At 34.3% G+C, this 14,045-nt stretch carries 13 protein-coding genes; 12 read left to right on the forward strand and 1 reads right to left on the reverse strand.

All coding sequences use genetic code 11. The features are described from left to right. Window positions 1–92: 92 nt before the first annotated feature. The 5 genes from OCV48_RS11690 to OCV48_RS11710 all read left to right on the forward strand — a co-directional run bounded on the left by OCV48_RS11690 (window position 93) and on the right by OCV48_RS11710 (window position 7,311). A complete protein-coding gene (locus tag OCV48_RS11690; RefSeq protein ID WP_147592022.1) occupies window positions 93–1,349 on the forward strand; it encodes an AAA family ATPase in 1,257 nt (418 codons plus the stop codon). Next, window positions 1,346–1,933: a retron system putative HNH endonuclease gene (locus tag OCV48_RS11695; protein WP_147592023.1), complete on the forward strand. Its 588-nt coding sequence runs from the start codon at window positions 1,346–1,348 to the stop codon at window positions 1,931–1,933. The genes OCV48_RS11690 and OCV48_RS11695 overlap by 4 nt, the downstream gene beginning before the upstream one ends. 46 nt (window positions 1,934–1,979) lie before the next feature. Next, the gene (locus OCV48_RS11700; protein WP_147592024.1) at window positions 1,980–5,447 is read left to right on the forward strand and encodes a DNA polymerase III subunit alpha; all 3,468 of its coding nucleotides are present in this window, start codon (window positions 1,980–1,982) and stop codon (window positions 5,445–5,447) included. A 75-nt stretch (window positions 5,448–5,522) separates the two neighbouring features. Further along, window positions 5,523–6,497, forward strand: a complete 975-nt coding sequence (pfkA, locus tag OCV48_RS11705; RefSeq protein ID WP_147592025.1) for a 6-phosphofructokinase — start codon at window positions 5,523–5,525, stop codon at window positions 6,495–6,497. A gap of 25 nt (window positions 6,498–6,522) precedes the next feature. Further along, window positions 6,523–7,311 (forward strand): TrmH family RNA methyltransferase, encoded by a 789-nt coding sequence (locus OCV48_RS11710; protein WP_147592026.1) that lies wholly within the window; start codon window positions 6,523–6,525, stop codon window positions 7,309–7,311. Between the two features lie 261 nt (window positions 7,312–7,572). Here the strand turns inward: OCV48_RS11710 and OCV48_RS11715 are convergent, their stop codons facing one another. Next, on the reverse strand, window positions 7,573–8,025 hold the full coding sequence (locus OCV48_RS11715; protein WP_021983911.1) for a DUF6465 family protein: 453 nt from the start codon (window positions 8,023–8,025) through the stop codon (window positions 7,573–7,575). Between the two features lie 298 nt (window positions 8,026–8,323). Here OCV48_RS11715 and OCV48_RS11720 point away from each other — a divergent pair, with 298 nt between their 5' ends. The 7 genes from OCV48_RS11720 to OCV48_RS11750 all read left to right on the forward strand — a co-directional run bounded on the left by OCV48_RS11720 (window position 8,324) and on the right by OCV48_RS11750 (window position 14,039). Further along, the gene (locus OCV48_RS11720) at window positions 8,324–9,562 is read left to right on the forward strand and encodes a cell wall hydrolase (RefSeq protein WP_147592027.1); all 1,239 of its coding nucleotides are present in this window, start codon (window positions 8,324–8,326) and stop codon (window positions 9,560–9,562) included. A 219-nt stretch (window positions 9,563–9,781) separates the two neighbouring features. Beyond that, complete coding sequence (locus tag OCV48_RS11725) at window positions 9,782–10,210, forward strand: NfeD family protein (RefSeq protein ID WP_147592028.1); 429 nt, start codon at window positions 9,782–9,784, stop codon at window positions 10,208–10,210. A 97-nt stretch (window positions 10,211–10,307) separates the two neighbouring features. Beyond that, entirely contained in the window at window positions 10,308–11,261 is a 954-nt protein-coding gene (locus OCV48_RS11730) for an SPFH domain-containing protein (protein WP_147592029.1), read from the forward strand. A 276-nt stretch (window positions 11,262–11,537) separates the two neighbouring features. Beyond that, window positions 11,538–12,545, forward strand: coding sequence for an ornithine carbamoyltransferase (gene argF, locus OCV48_RS11735; RefSeq protein ID WP_394803282.1), 1,008 nt, complete (start codon window positions 11,538–11,540; stop codon window positions 12,543–12,545). Window positions 12,546–12,571: 26 nt separating this feature from the next. Further along, window positions 12,572–12,874, forward strand: a complete 303-nt coding sequence (locus OCV48_RS11740) for a hypothetical protein (protein WP_021982061.1) — start codon at window positions 12,572–12,574, stop codon at window positions 12,872–12,874. Window positions 12,875–12,915: 41 nt separating this feature from the next. Further along, window positions 12,916–13,242 carry a DUF6145 family protein gene (locus tag OCV48_RS11745; protein ID WP_021982060.1) on the forward strand — a complete coding sequence of 109 codons (327 nt, stop codon included), beginning with the start codon at window positions 12,916–12,918 and terminating at the stop codon, window positions 13,240–13,242. A gap of 20 nt (window positions 13,243–13,262) precedes the next feature. Then, on the forward strand, window positions 13,263–14,039 hold the full coding sequence (locus OCV48_RS11750) for a type III pantothenate kinase (protein ID WP_021982059.1): 777 nt from the start codon (window positions 13,263–13,265) through the stop codon (window positions 14,037–14,039). The last annotated feature ends 6 nt before the right edge of the window (window positions 14,040–14,045 follow it).

The following is a 14,045-nucleotide window of genomic DNA, read 5'->3' on the forward strand; positions in this document are numbered from 1 at the left end:
ATACAATAATAATAGTTATACTTTAACAAGGATGCGTAAAGTTCAAATTAAATTGGATATAATAAAAATAGTAGGTCAGGAGGTGCTATGGCATGCAGCTAGAGAAGGTCTGTATTAAGAATTTTAAAGGGATAGCAGAAAAAGAAATAAAATTTAAACCGGGTTTCAATTTGATAAAAGGTATTAATGGTACAGGAAAAACATCAATACTTGAAGCTATTGCTGTTGGCCTGGGTGGTTTTGTAGCAGGCTTGCCTGATGTTACAACAAGACATTTTTCGGCAGATGAAGTTAGAAATATTTATGAAAAAACCGGAGATGGTTCTTATAATAAAACAAATGTTATGCCGTTAGAGGTAACAATAGATGCAATTCTAGATGGAGAAGAGTATAGATGGACAAGAGGTAAGAGTAGTATCAAAGCGGCGAGAAGTACAACACAACCTCGTGATATATGTAAAAAAGCAGAAAAAATGTCAGAAGATAGTAATACTGAATTTCCTATATTGGTATATTTAAGTGCGAGTAGAGTATGGTCTCAAAGAAGAGAAAGAACTGAAAATATATTTAGAAAACAATATTTCAGAACTATCGGTTATACAGATGCATTGATAGATGCATCAAATACCAAATTGCTTTTAAATTGGTGTATGAAAATGGAAATGGTTGAATGGAAGAAGGAAAAGAAAATTGCTGAGTATGAAGCTGTAAAACAGGTTGTAGCGAAATTTATGGATATTATGGAAGATACAGAAGGTCACGAAGTGTTTTATGATAAGCAGGAAGAACAATTAATGTATAAAGTTGGAGATAATATTTTACCAATTGGACAATTAAGCGCCGGATATCAGTCATTAGTTTGGATGGCATTTGATATTGCATATCGAATGGCTGTTTTAAATCCATATAAAAAAGAAAATATTCAGTATACAAGAGGTGTTGTATTGATTGATGAAATAGACCTGCATTTACATCCGGTATGGCAATGGAATATTGTTAAAGCCTTAAGAACCGTATTTCCAAATGTTCAGTTTATAGCAGCAACACATTCACCTATACTTTTAGCATCATCTAATGAGTTATGGCTTATAGATGTTGAAGATGAGGAAATCAAATATATAGAATCCAGATTTGGATATGATGCAAATGCAATACTTGAGATGTTTATGGGGGCAAAATCAAAAAATCCGGAGACAGATAAATTTATTCATTCCATATATGTGGATATGAGAGAAAAAAAATATAATGAAGCGGAAATAAAAATTCAAAAATTAGCAGATATTACAAGTGAAAATAATCCGGACGTCGTAATGGCAAGGATGGAATTAAAAAGGAGTCAGTATAATTGATATATATTCAAAAGAATGAAGAACCAAAGTGGTTATATTTATATAAGAAAAATAATCCGACAGCAACATATGATACAGAGTCTTTTAATAGCTTGAAAAATGAATTACGTAAAGAGTTGCTTAAAGAGCAGCATTATTTATGTGCATATTGTTGTAGCAGTATCGGAATTGCAAATTCGCATAATGAGCATATAGAACCGAGAAATCCTAAAGATGGGATAAGTAGAAAATCACTTGCTTATTCAAATATTATTGCTTCATGCAACAATACGAATACGTGTGGACGTAGAAAGAAAAATGAATATGATTTTGAAAAATTTGTTTCTCCATTGAATCCAAAGTGCGAGGATATGTTTACATATTATCCGGATGGTATAGTGGAGGGAAATCAATATACAATAGATTTGTTAAATTTGAATGCATATGAGTTAAGAGAGGCACGAAAGGCTGTATATAAAACAATTATGAGTTTAAATATAGAAACAATTGAATTAATATATTGTAAAAATAATGAAAAGTTATCACCTTATTATAATGTTATCAAGTGGTTTGTGAAAGTGAACAAAAGTAAATTATCCAAGTGATAACTATTTTGAAACTAATATATATTGAAGCAGAATGGAGAAAATTATGAGCTTTACTCATTTACATGTACATACAGAATTCAGTCTGTTAGATGGTTCGTGTAAGATAAAAGAGATAGTGGCAAGGGCTAAAGAGTTAGGAATGGACAGCCTTGCAATTACTGACCATGGAGTTATGTATGGTGTCATAGATTTCTACAAAGCAGCTAAAGAAGTTGGAATTAAGCCGATTATTGGCTGCGAGGTATATGTAGCACCGGGTTCAAGATTTAATAAAGAAGCAGGACAGAGTGAGGATAAATATCATCATTTAGTACTTTTAGCTGAGAATAATAAGGGTTATTCCAACCTTATGAAGATAGTATCTAAAGGCTTCATAGATGGATTCTATTATAAACCAAGAGTAGATTATGAAGTGTTAGAACAGTACCATGAGGGAATTATCGCACTTAGTGCGTGTCTTGCCGGAGAAGTACAGAAATATCTTGCAAGAGGTTTTTATGAAGAGGGTAAAAAAGCAGCACTTAAATATCAGGATATATTTGGCAAAGGGAATTATTATCTAGAGCTTCAAGACCATGGAATACCTGAACAGAAGATGGTTAATAGCAGCTTACTTAGAATGAGCAAGGAACTTGATATAGAATTAGTAGCGACAAACGATGTGCATTATATTAATGCGGAAGATAGTGTGGCTCACGACATATTATTATGTATACAGACCGGTAAAAAAGTTTCTGATGAGGATAGAATGAGATATGAGGGAGGACAATTCTATCTGAAGTCTGAAGACGAGATGAGAAAGCTGTTTCCATATGCTTTACAGGCATTAGAGAATACACATAAGATAGCAAAACGATGTAATGTTGAAATCGAATTCGGTGTTACAAAACTTCCTAGATACGATGTTCCAGAAGGTTATACATCATGGGAATATCTTAATTATCTGTGTACAAAGGGACTTAATGAGAAATACCCTGATGATGACGGAACATTACGGGAAAGATTAGATTACGAATTAGGAATAATCAATAAGATGGGATATGTTGATTATTTCTTAATTGTGTGGGATTTTATTAATTATGCTAAAAGTAATGACATAATGGTAGGACCGGGAAGAGGTTCTGCAGCGGGAAGTATTGTATCTTATTGCTTGGGAATTACCGATATTGACCCGATTAAATATGATTTACTCTTTGAAAGATTCCTTAATCCAGAGAGAGTATCAATGCCTGATATAGACGTTGATTTCTGCTACGAAAGAAGACAGGAAGTAATAGATTATGTTGTTAGAAAATATGGTAAAGACAGAGTCGTTCAGATAGTTACATTTGGTACTTTAGCGGCAAGAAATGTTATTCGTGATGTCGGGCGAGTTTTAGACCTGCCATATGCAATAGTAGACGAAGTGGCGAAAATGATACCGAAAGATATCGGAATAACCATTCAGAAAGCGTTAGACCAGAGTGAAGATTTCAGAAAATTATATAACAGCAACGAAGAGGTCAAGAATCTAATCAATATGGCGAAAAGACTTGAGGGACTTCCAAGACATACATCAATGCATGCCGCAGGTGTCGTTATCAGCCAGAAATCAGTTGATGAATATGTACCTCTGTCAAGAGCTTCAGATGGTTCTGTTACAACACAGTACATTATGACTACACTAGAAGAATTAGGACTTCTTAAGATGGACTTTCTAGGACTTCGTACCCTTACCGTAATACAGAATGCTGTCAAATATGCTGAGAAATCAACGGGCAGAAAAATAGATATTAACAAGATTGATTACAATGACAAAAATGTTTTAGACTATATCGGAACAGGTAAAACAGATGGTATATTCCAGCTTGAAAGTTCAGGAATGAAGAACTTCATGAAAGAATTAAAACCACAGAGTTTAGAGGATATCATAGCAGGTATTTCTTTATATCGTCCGGGTCCAATGGACTTTATTCCTAAATACCTTGAGGGTAAGAATAATCCTGATAATATAACATATGATTGTCCGCAGTTAGAAAAGATTCTTAAACCAACATATGGCTGTATTGTATATCAGGAACAGGTAATGCAGATAGTAAGAGAATTAGCAGGATATACGCTTGGAAGAAGTGATCTTGTAAGACGTGCCATGTCTAAGAAGAAACAAAGTGTAATGGAGAAAGAGAAGAAGAATTTCGTCTATGGTAATACTGAGGAAAATGTTAAGGGCTGCATTGCAAATGGTATAGATGAGCAGATTGCGATAAAAATATATAATGATATGATGGATTTCGCAAAATATGCATTTAATAAATCTCATGCGGCTGCTTATGCTGTAGTTTCTTATCAGACAGCATTTTTAAAATATTACTATCCGGTAGAATATATGGCTGCACTTATGACATCTGTAATTGAAAATAGTACAAAAGTATCAGAATACATTGTAACAAGCAGAAGTATGGGAATCAAACTATTGCCACCAGATATCAATGAGGGTGAGAGCGGTTTTTCAGTTAAGAACAACAGTATTGTATATGGACTCAGTGCGATAAAAAGTATTGGTAAATCCGTAATAGACACCATTGTGGAAGAAAGAGAATTAAATGGTAAATATACAAGTCTTAAGAATTTCATAGAGAGGTTATCAGGTAAAGAAGTTAATAAACGTACTGTCGAGAACTTTATTAAGGCAGGCGCATTTGACAGCTTAGATGGCAACAGAAGACAGCTAATGACTGTATATTCAAGAATTATTGATTCAGTAAATGAAGAAAAGAAGAAGTCCATAACAGGACAGATGAGTCTGTTTGACTTGGTTTCTGATGAAGATAAGGCAGATTATGAAATAAGAATGCCTGATTTAGAAGAGTATTCAAAGGAAGAAAAATTAGCCTTTGAAAAAGAAGTTCTAGGTGTGTATGTTTCAGGACACCCATTAGAGCAGTACGAAGATAAATGGAGAAAAAATGTCAAATCATTTACTAAAGATTTCATAACAGATGAAGAGGGTAATACTATAGCTAAAGATAACATGGTTACGATTGTCGGTGGAATGATTGATACTATCACACTTAAGACCACAAGAAACGGTAAAACAATGGCATTTATAACACTTGAAGATTTATATGGTGTTATGGAGATACTCATATTTCCAAATGTTTTAGAAAGATACAGATATATGCTTAAGGAAAATGAAAAGATATTTGTCAAAGGAAAGGTCTCTATCGGAGATGATGAGCAGGGCAAATTAATATGTGACCAGATTATCAGCTTTGATAAAGTGCCAAGAGAATTATGGATTCAGTTCAAGGATAAGAATGAGTATATGCTTAAGGAAAATGAGCTTCTAGAATTCATAAGAAACAGTGATGGGAATGATACACTTATAATTTATTGTAAAGCTGAAAAGGCAAAGAAAGTATTTCCTAGAAATATGCGTGTAAATGCGGATGCTGGCATGGTTAATCGGCTGTCGGAAAAATATGGTACTGATAATGTAAAAGTTGTAGAAAAAAGCATTGAAATAGCCTAAAAAATGAATTACAATATTATATGTGTTTGTGTGAAATAAAAAAGTAAATATATATAGAATAAATGGAGGAATATTATGGAAAATCAGGTAAAAACAATTGGTGTACTTACAAGCGGTGGAGATGCTCCGGGAATGAATGCAGCTATCAGAGCTGTAGTAAGAACAGCGATTTCTAAAGGACTTAAAGTTAAAGGAATTATGAGAGGTTACGCAGGACTTCTTAATGAAGAAATCGTAGATATGGATACTAAGAGCGTCGCTGATATTATACAGAGAGGTGGTACAATCCTTTATACAGCAAGATGTGAAGAATTCAGAACTGCAGAGGGACAGAAGAAAGGTGCAGAGATATGTAAGAAGCATGGTATCGACGGATTAGTTGTAATCGGTGGTGACGGTTCTTTCCAGGGTGCACAGAAGTTATCTCATTTAGGAATAAATACAATTGGTGTACCGGGAACAATCGACTTAGATATCGCATGTACAGATTACACAATTGGTTTTGATACAGCAGTTAATACAGCTATGGAAGCAATTGATAAAATCAGAGATACATCAACATCTCATGAGAGATGCAGTGTTATCGAAGTTATGGGACGTCACGCAGGCTATATCGCATTATGGTGTGGTATTGCAAATGGTGCTGAAGATATATTACTTCCTGAGAGATATGATGGCAATGAGGCTAAGTTAATCGAGCATATCAAGGATACTAAGAAGAAAGGCAAGAAACATCATATCGTAATAAATGCGGAGGGTATCGGTGATTCACAGGCAATGGCTAAGAGAATTGAAGCTGAAACAGGAATGGAAACAAGGGCTACAATATTAGGACATATGCAGCGTGGTGGAAGCCCAACATGTAAAGACAGAGTATATGCTTCAATAATGGGTGCATATGCAGTTGATTTACTTTGCCAGGGTAAGAGTGACAGGGTTGTTGCATATTCTCATGGTGAATATGTAGATTATGAAATCGATGAAGCACTTGCAATGAAGAAAGATATAGATGAATATCAGTATGATATAAGCAAACATTTAGCAAGATAACAAAAGTAATTACAGGAAAAGATTAATGATAACTTCAACAGCTAATTCACAGATTAAAAATGTAATGAAACTTCAGACGCAGGCTAAGGCAAGAAATAAAGCAGGTCAGTTCATAGTCGAAGGAATAAGAATGTGTGTCGAGATTCCGAAAGATAGAATAGTAAAAATATATATTTCGGAAAGCTTTTATAATAATTTAAATAACTCTTCTAATGACAATATTAAGCAACTGACTGCTGATACAGATTATGAATTAGTGGAGGATAATGTATTTAAACAAATGTCGGACACTGTTACTCCACAGGGCATATTGACAATAGTGAATAAGAAGGAAGCCTGCTTTAATGACATTCTTGATAGAAAAACCTATCTTATCTTGGAAAATATTCAAGATCCAGGTAATCTTGGGACAATATTAAGAACAGCAGAGGGTGCAGGAATAGACGGAATAATAATGAATAAAGGAACTGTGGATATCTATAATCCTAAGGTTGTAAGGTCTACAATGGGTTCAATATTCAGAGTTCCATTTATGTATTGTGATGACATTATGGGTAAGGTAGATGAGTTAAAGAAAAGCGGTGTAAAAGTATATGCTGCAGCCCTTGGAGGCACAAGAAATTATTCTGAACCTGATTATACCAGGCCATCTGCATTTGCAATAGGCAACGAGGGAAACGGACTTACCGATGAGATGATTAATGCAGCAGATGAACGTATAAAGATACCTATGCTTGGTAAAGTTGAATCACTTAATGCAGCAAATGCAGCAGGAATACTGATGTATGAAGCATTCAGACAGAAAGGGTTCTGATTAGGAATATAGGACAGAACGTTTGATAATCAGGATTAATCCTCAATACGTTTTGTCTTATAATTTTCTGATTAAGTATTGTGTAGTGAATGAACAAATAATTAAAATAAAAACTCCACCTTATATATCAACGTATTTACAAAAATCATAATGCATTGATATATAAGGTGGAGTTTTTATCTTTATTAAGTTTTGTGAATATATTTACAAAACTTAATAAAGACTAATAGTGAAATTAATCACTTCATTATGTACTACAAATTAAAGTTCAACAAAATAATCGCCATTTGATAAACCGTTAACTACAAAATAAGCTCTGTGTTCTTCTGGTTTGATATAAATTTCGATAGTCTTAATCTCTTCAAGTTTACCCTGAAATTTATCAACCCAAACTTTCTTAACAGTTTCAAGAATATCAGAAGCAACTACTTCTTTCCCACTAAACTGAAGAACGTAAGTTGAGTTAATTACTGCAGCTTCTTTCTTAGCTGTTGTTTTTTTAGCAGTAGTAGTAGCTTTCTTAGTAGCTGGCTTCTTAGTAGCTGGCTTCTTAGCGGTTGCTTTCTTAGCAGGTGCTTCGACAGCTTTTGCCTCAACAGTGCTATTTGCTGTTGCCTTTGTTTCTGTAGTAGCATTTACAGCAGTGGCTTTGGTAGTAGCTGGAGTTACATTAGCCTTAGAATCTGCTGCGCTTGTTTTAGATTTAGTTGCCATAATACTTTATTCCTCCTTAACCTAGGATAACTCCTACGAGAATAATACCCCTTTATTGCAAATTTTGCAACATCTTATACACTTTTTTTCTTAAAATTACAAAAACATATTAGCGAATTGTGTCAAAATTATACTAAATATACAAAGAAAGTAAAAAAACATATTGTAAAAGTGCCTTAAAGTCGAGGCTTTTCCAAAAACTTGACAAATAAATGAATCTCTGTTAGAATACTTTCGTAACAAAACGTAACAATTTTGTAACAAATATGAATAACAATTGTAATTATTGGAGGTTTTCATGAGACTTAAAAGTAGAATGACAACAGTTGCTACATCGGCAGCAGTAATGGCTATGTCAGGTATGCTGGTAGTTGGCGCGGCAGAAGTTACTACAAGAAAAGATAGTGGAAATAAGGCAGCAATAGTAGAAGAAGTAGAATCAACAGATATGTTGATTGACGAAGTAGCTAACGTTATGCCGGCAGAGACAGAAATTGTTAAAGCGACAGAAGAGACAGAAGTCCCAACGGAAGTTCAGACTGAAGCAGAGACAGAACCTGCCACACAGGAACAGCCTACATCAGCATTTGCAGGCAAGTTTATGGTTAATGTAGATGAGTACCTTAATATAAGAGCAGCCGCTGATGAGAACAGTGACGTGGTTGGTAAATTATATGCGGGTGCAGGTGGAACTGTTTTAGAAAGAGGCGAAGAATGGACTAAGATTAGTTCGGGAAGTGTTGAGGGATATGTAGCTACAGCATATATATTATTTGATGCAGATGCAGAATATAAGGCAAATGAAGTTGGTACATGGAAAGTTACTGTATTAGAAGATTCAATAAGAATCAGAAAGTTACCAAGTACAGAAGCAGGTGTATGGGGACTTGCAGAACAGAACGATGTATATAGATGTACAAAGATTACAGATGACTGGTTAGAAATCAATTATGATGGTGAAATCGGATATGTTTCAACAGATTATGCAAAAGTAGAATTAGTAATAGGTCAGGCAGTTTCAAGAGAAGAAGAACTTGAACAGATTAGAAGAGAAGAGGAAGAGAAAGCTGCTAAAGAAGCCGAGGCTAAGAGAAAAGAAGAAGAGGCTAAAGCAGAGGAAAAGAAAATTGCTTCAGCAAGCAAATTCGTAGAGACAGTTCAGACTTCAGCTTATAACGTATCAGAAAATGATGTGTATTTATTAGCATGTTTAGTATGTGCAGAAGCAGGATATGAACCATATGAGGGAAAATTAGCAGTTGCAAATGTTGTACTTAACCGTTTAAATGGTGGTGCATATGGAAGCACAATGTCAGCTGTTATATACGCACCTGGACAGTTCAGCGTTGCAGCAAGTGGAAGACTTGCATCAGTAATGGCAGCAGGACCTAACAGTGAATCAATTACTGCAGCTAAAGATGCACTTTCAGGAACAAATAATGTTCCTAATTATTCGAGCTTCCGTTCATGCGGTGGCGCTAATTACAGCAATTATAACAACTATTCAATTATTGGCAACCAGGTATTCTATAACTAATAATATAGTAGATAACTTAAAATTCGCACATATATAACAGATGATTTAATTCTATTATATATGTGCGAATTTTTAGTCTCTTCTAACGTGCATAATATCATACGTTAGAAAAGGCTATAAAAAGCATTATCACTTGTAAAATAATTGAAAATAGATTATTATTAACAAAGATACATTAACAAAGATTTTCAGGAAAGGATTAAATTCAAGGGTGAAGATATGGAAGCAATATATTGGCTGATTATTTTTCTTGTTTTACTGTTAATTGAAATCTTTACATTAGGTCTTACAACCATATGGTTTGCAATTGGTGCAGTCGCAGCAATAATTGCAGCATTAGCAGGCGCAGAAGTTATTGTACAGGTAATGTTATTTATAATTGTATCATTTATAACATTAGTACTTACAAGACCAATAGCGGTAAAATACCTTAGGAAGAATACCTTAAAGACGAATGTAGATGAACTGATAGGAAAGACAGCAGTAATTACTAAGCCTATTATTGATGAGAATAATATCGGTGAGGCTAAGATAGAGGGAGAAATATGGTTAGCTAAATCAGTTGATGGTAAAATGATTAAAGAAGGAGAGATTGTTAAGGTAGTAGAAGTAAATGGTGTTAAGTTGATTGTTAAAAAATCGATATAACATATTAGATTGTATAAGTATATTACAATCAGGTTAATTGTGATTTAGATATTAAATATCTGAATCATGCAAAACAAAATATGAATGGAGGAAGAATATGAATTCAGTAATTCTAGCAGCAGGCAGCATAGGTGGATGGATATTTGCCATTATAATAATAGTAATTCTTGTACTTATTATTTCATGTGTTAAAGTCGTTCCACAGACACAGGCATTTGTAATTGAAAGACTAGGTGGATATAAATGTACATGGTCAGTAGGTTTACATTTCAAAGTGCCAATCATTGATAACATTGCAAGAAGAGTAGTATTAAAAGAGCAGGTAGTTGATTTCGCACCACAGCCTGTTATCACAAAGGATAACGTAACAATGAGAATTGATACAGTTGTATTCTATCAGATAACAGACCCTAAGTGTTTCGCATACGGTGTTGAGAATCCAATTATGGCTATTGAAAATCTTACAGCAACAACACTTAGAAATATCATTGGTGATCTCGAACTTGACCAGACACTTACATCAAGAGAGACAATTAACGATAAGATGAGAGTATCATTAGACGTTGCAACAGACCCTTGGGGTATCAAAGTTAAACGAGTGGAGCTTAAGAACATTATTCCACCAGCAGCTATTCAGGATGCAATGGAGAAACAGATGAAGGCTGAACGTGAAAGAAGAGAAGCAATTCTTAGAGCAGAAGGTGAGAAGACATCTACAATTCTTGTTGCAGAAGGTAAGAAATCAGAAGTTATTCTTGCAGCAGAAGCTGAGAAAGAAGCTGCAATTCTTAAAGCAGAAGCTAAGAAAGAAGCTACAATTCGTGAAGCAGAAGGTCAGGCAGAAGCTATTAAAGCTGTTCAGAACGCTAATGCAGATGGTATCAGAGCTATTAAAGAAGCCGGTGCCGATGCATCAGTATTACAGATTAAGAGCTTAGAAGCATTTGCTAAAGCAGCAGATGGAAAAGCTACAAAGATTATTATTCCATCAGAGATTCAGGGATTAGCAGGCAGCATAAAGACACTTTCAGAAGTTGTTAAAGACCAGTAATCAGAAATAAATTATTCATAATATTAAGGTATCAAAACACTAATTGATATTATTCATAATGTTAAGGTATCAAAACACTAATTGATATTATTTATAATAGCAGGACTTAACTATTGAATGAAAATATTTAATATTTTCTGTAAATAGATGAGTCTTGCTATTTGACTTATTAGAAAAAATTAAGTATTATTAGTAAATGAATATAAATATATATTACGTGTCGCAGATGCCACATAAGAAGCTTTAATATAATGCATTTGCAGAATGGAGAATAAGATGAAGAAAATAGATTTACAGGGAAGAAATTTCTTGACATTACGTGACTTTTCGAAAGAAGAGATAGAATATCTTATAGATTTGTCCGCAGAACTTAAGGAGAAGAAGAAAAAGGGATTAAGAGTAGATAACTACAGAGGTCAGAATGTAGCATTAATATTTGAAAAGACAAGTACACGAACACGTTGTTCATTTGAAGTAGCTGCACATGACCTTGGTATGGGAACAACATATCTTGATCCGGCAGGTTCACAGATTGGTAAGAAAGAAAGTATTCCTGATACTGCAAGAGTTCTTGGAAGAATGTTTGATGGTATTGAATACAGAGGTTTTGGACAGGATATAGTAGAAGAACTTGCTAAATATGCAGGAGTTCCTGTATGGAATGGTCTTACTAATGAATACCATCCAACACAGATGATAGCTGATATGTTAACAATTAAAGAGAAATTCGGTAAATTAGCCGGATTAAAATTCGTATATATGGGTGATGCAAGATACAATATGGGTAATTCACTTATGATAGCCTGCTCTAAATTAGGTTTAGATTTCGTAGCTTGTACAGCTAAGGAATATTTCCCGGATGCAGAATTAGTTGCAATCTGTAAAGAATATGCTAAAGAATCAGGCGGAAGCATTGTGCTTACTGAAAGTGTAGAAGAAGGAACAAAAGATGCCGACATTATCTATACTGATGTATGGGTATCAATGGGCGAGGACGAAAGCGTATGGGAAGAGAGAATTAATGCATTAATGCCATATCAGGTTAATAAAAATGCTATGGCAAATGCAAAAGATACAGCAATATTTATGCATTGTCTTCCAGCTTTTCATGACCTTAAGACTAAAATCGGCAAGGAAATATATGAGAAATTCGGTATAAAAGAAATGGAAGTAACAGACGAAGTGTTTGAATCACCGCAGTCTGTAGTATTTGATGAAGCAGAGAACAGAATGCATTCAATCAAGGCAATAATGGCAGCAACTCTTAAACCAAGTACATATTAGAATATGTGAGGTAAAAGGAGGTAAAGATGAAAAAGGATAGTTCGAAAAGTGACAGACGAAGACGAAACCTGCACTCGTCAGGAATATATGATACAATTAATATCTTTATGGGAATCGGAGCTATAATTGCTGCAATAGTAATCTTTATTGACCAGACTAAATACGAGAAAGCATTTACGTTAGAATTTTTATTCACATCAATACTTAATCTATGTATGGGAGTAAAATATTACCAGCGAAGAGAGATTGCTAAAACCATTGCGTTATTCATAGCAGGAATATTCCTATTGGCAATGATGATAATCAGTTTTATTGCATTGTGGCGATAGAACATATAACTAAATAAGTAAATGTGGAAGGACTTTTGAATATGGGAGAAAATACGGTGCTTTGTGGAGCAAACTCATATGAGCAGAAATATTATTTTAATTCTGATTTTGATAAATTGCCGGATAGTATTAAAGATGAACTGAAGATAATGTGCGTATTATTTACAGAGGACATCGGAGGAATTATTACTCTGGAATTTACAGAGGATGGAACATTAGAATTCAAAGTAATGTGTGATGATTATGATGTTACTTTTGATGATATAGGCTGTGGTTTAAAGATTAAACAGTTGCAGACAGAGAAAAGAGATTTGTTAGAATCACTAGAGACATTCTACAAGATATTCGTGTTAGGCGAATGTGAATAATCATGAAATGGAGAAATAAGATGCTATTAGTTGTAGACATAGGAAATACAAACATAACACTGGGAGTATTTGAAAATGAAGATATAACAGCAACATTCAGAATAACTACAAAGATACAGAGAACCTCAGATGAATTCGGAATATTAATCACAAATCTTCTGAACAGTAGAAAGATTGAAACTAGCAGAATTAAAGATGTAATTATATCATCAGTTGTTCCGGATGTAATGCATTCATTTGAAAATACAGTGGTTAAATATCTTAACAAAAAGCCAATTATTGTAGGCCCGGGCATAAAGACAGGAATTAAACTTGTAACCGGAAATGCACCGGAGATAGGTGCAGACAGAATCGTAGATGCAGTAGGCGGATATGAATTGTATGGCGGACCTGTTATCGTTATAGATTTCGGAACAGCAACAACATACGATTATATAACCGAAGATGGTGCATTTGCAGCAGGTATTACATCACCGGGAATTAAGATATGTGCAAAGGCATTGTGGGAAGATACAGCAAAATTACCAACAATAGATATCAGAAAACCAGATTCAATACTTGCTAAAGATACTATTTCAAGTATGCAGGCAGGACTTGTATATGGATACATTGGTCAGACAGAATATATAATCGATAAGATTAAAGAAGAAACAGATAACGATAGAATCAAAGTAGTAGCGACAGGTGGACTTGGTAAAATCATTGCAGATTCAACCGATAAAATTGATATTTATGACAGTAACCTTACACTTAAGGGTCTTCGCCTCATTTATAACAGAGTCAAGGGTATTTCATAGGTAATT

Source organism: Bovifimicola ammoniilytica (assembly GCF_025567085.1).
Lineage (GTDB): Bacteria > Bacillota > Clostridia > Lachnospirales > Lachnospiraceae > Bovifimicola > Bovifimicola ammoniilytica.

What these genes read in the sequence shown, in the direction of transcription:
- pfkA (WP_147592025.1), top strand. Translation starts at nt 5,523, where the DNA reads ATGGAAAATCAGGTAAAAACAATTGGTGTACTTACAAGCGGTGGAGAT.
- OCV48_RS11720 (WP_147592027.1), top strand. Translation starts at nt 8,324, where the DNA reads ATGAGACTTAAAAGTAGAATGACAACAGTTGCTACATCGGCAGCAGTA.
- OCV48_RS11690 (WP_147592022.1), top strand. Translation starts at nt 93, where the DNA reads ATGCAGCTAGAGAAGGTCTGTATTAAGAATTTTAAAGGGATAGCAGAA.
- OCV48_RS11715 (WP_021983911.1), bottom strand. Translation starts at nt 8,025, where the DNA reads ATGGCAACTAAATCTAAAACAAGCGCAGCAGATTCTAAGGCTAATGTA.
- OCV48_RS11725 (WP_147592028.1), top strand. Translation starts at nt 9,782, where the DNA reads ATGGAAGCAATATATTGGCTGATTATTTTTCTTGTTTTACTGTTAATT.
- argF (WP_394803282.1), top strand. Translation starts at nt 11,538, where the DNA reads ATGAAGAAAATAGATTTACAGGGAAGAAATTTCTTGACATTACGTGAC.
- OCV48_RS11745 (WP_021982060.1), top strand. Translation starts at nt 12,916, where the DNA reads ATGGGAGAAAATACGGTGCTTTGTGGAGCAAACTCATATGAGCAGAAA.
- OCV48_RS11700 (WP_147592024.1), top strand. Translation starts at nt 1,980, where the DNA reads ATGAGCTTTACTCATTTACATGTACATACAGAATTCAGTCTGTTAGAT.
- OCV48_RS11710 (WP_147592026.1), top strand. Translation starts at nt 6,523, where the DNA reads ATGATAACTTCAACAGCTAATTCACAGATTAAAAATGTAATGAAACTT.
- OCV48_RS11740 (WP_021982061.1), top strand. Translation starts at nt 12,572, where the DNA reads ATGAAAAAGGATAGTTCGAAAAGTGACAGACGAAGACGAAACCTGCAC.
- OCV48_RS11750 (WP_021982059.1), top strand. Translation starts at nt 13,263, where the DNA reads ATGCTATTAGTTGTAGACATAGGAAATACAAACATAACACTGGGAGTA.
- OCV48_RS11730 (WP_147592029.1), top strand. Translation starts at nt 10,308, where the DNA reads ATGAATTCAGTAATTCTAGCAGCAGGCAGCATAGGTGGATGGATATTT.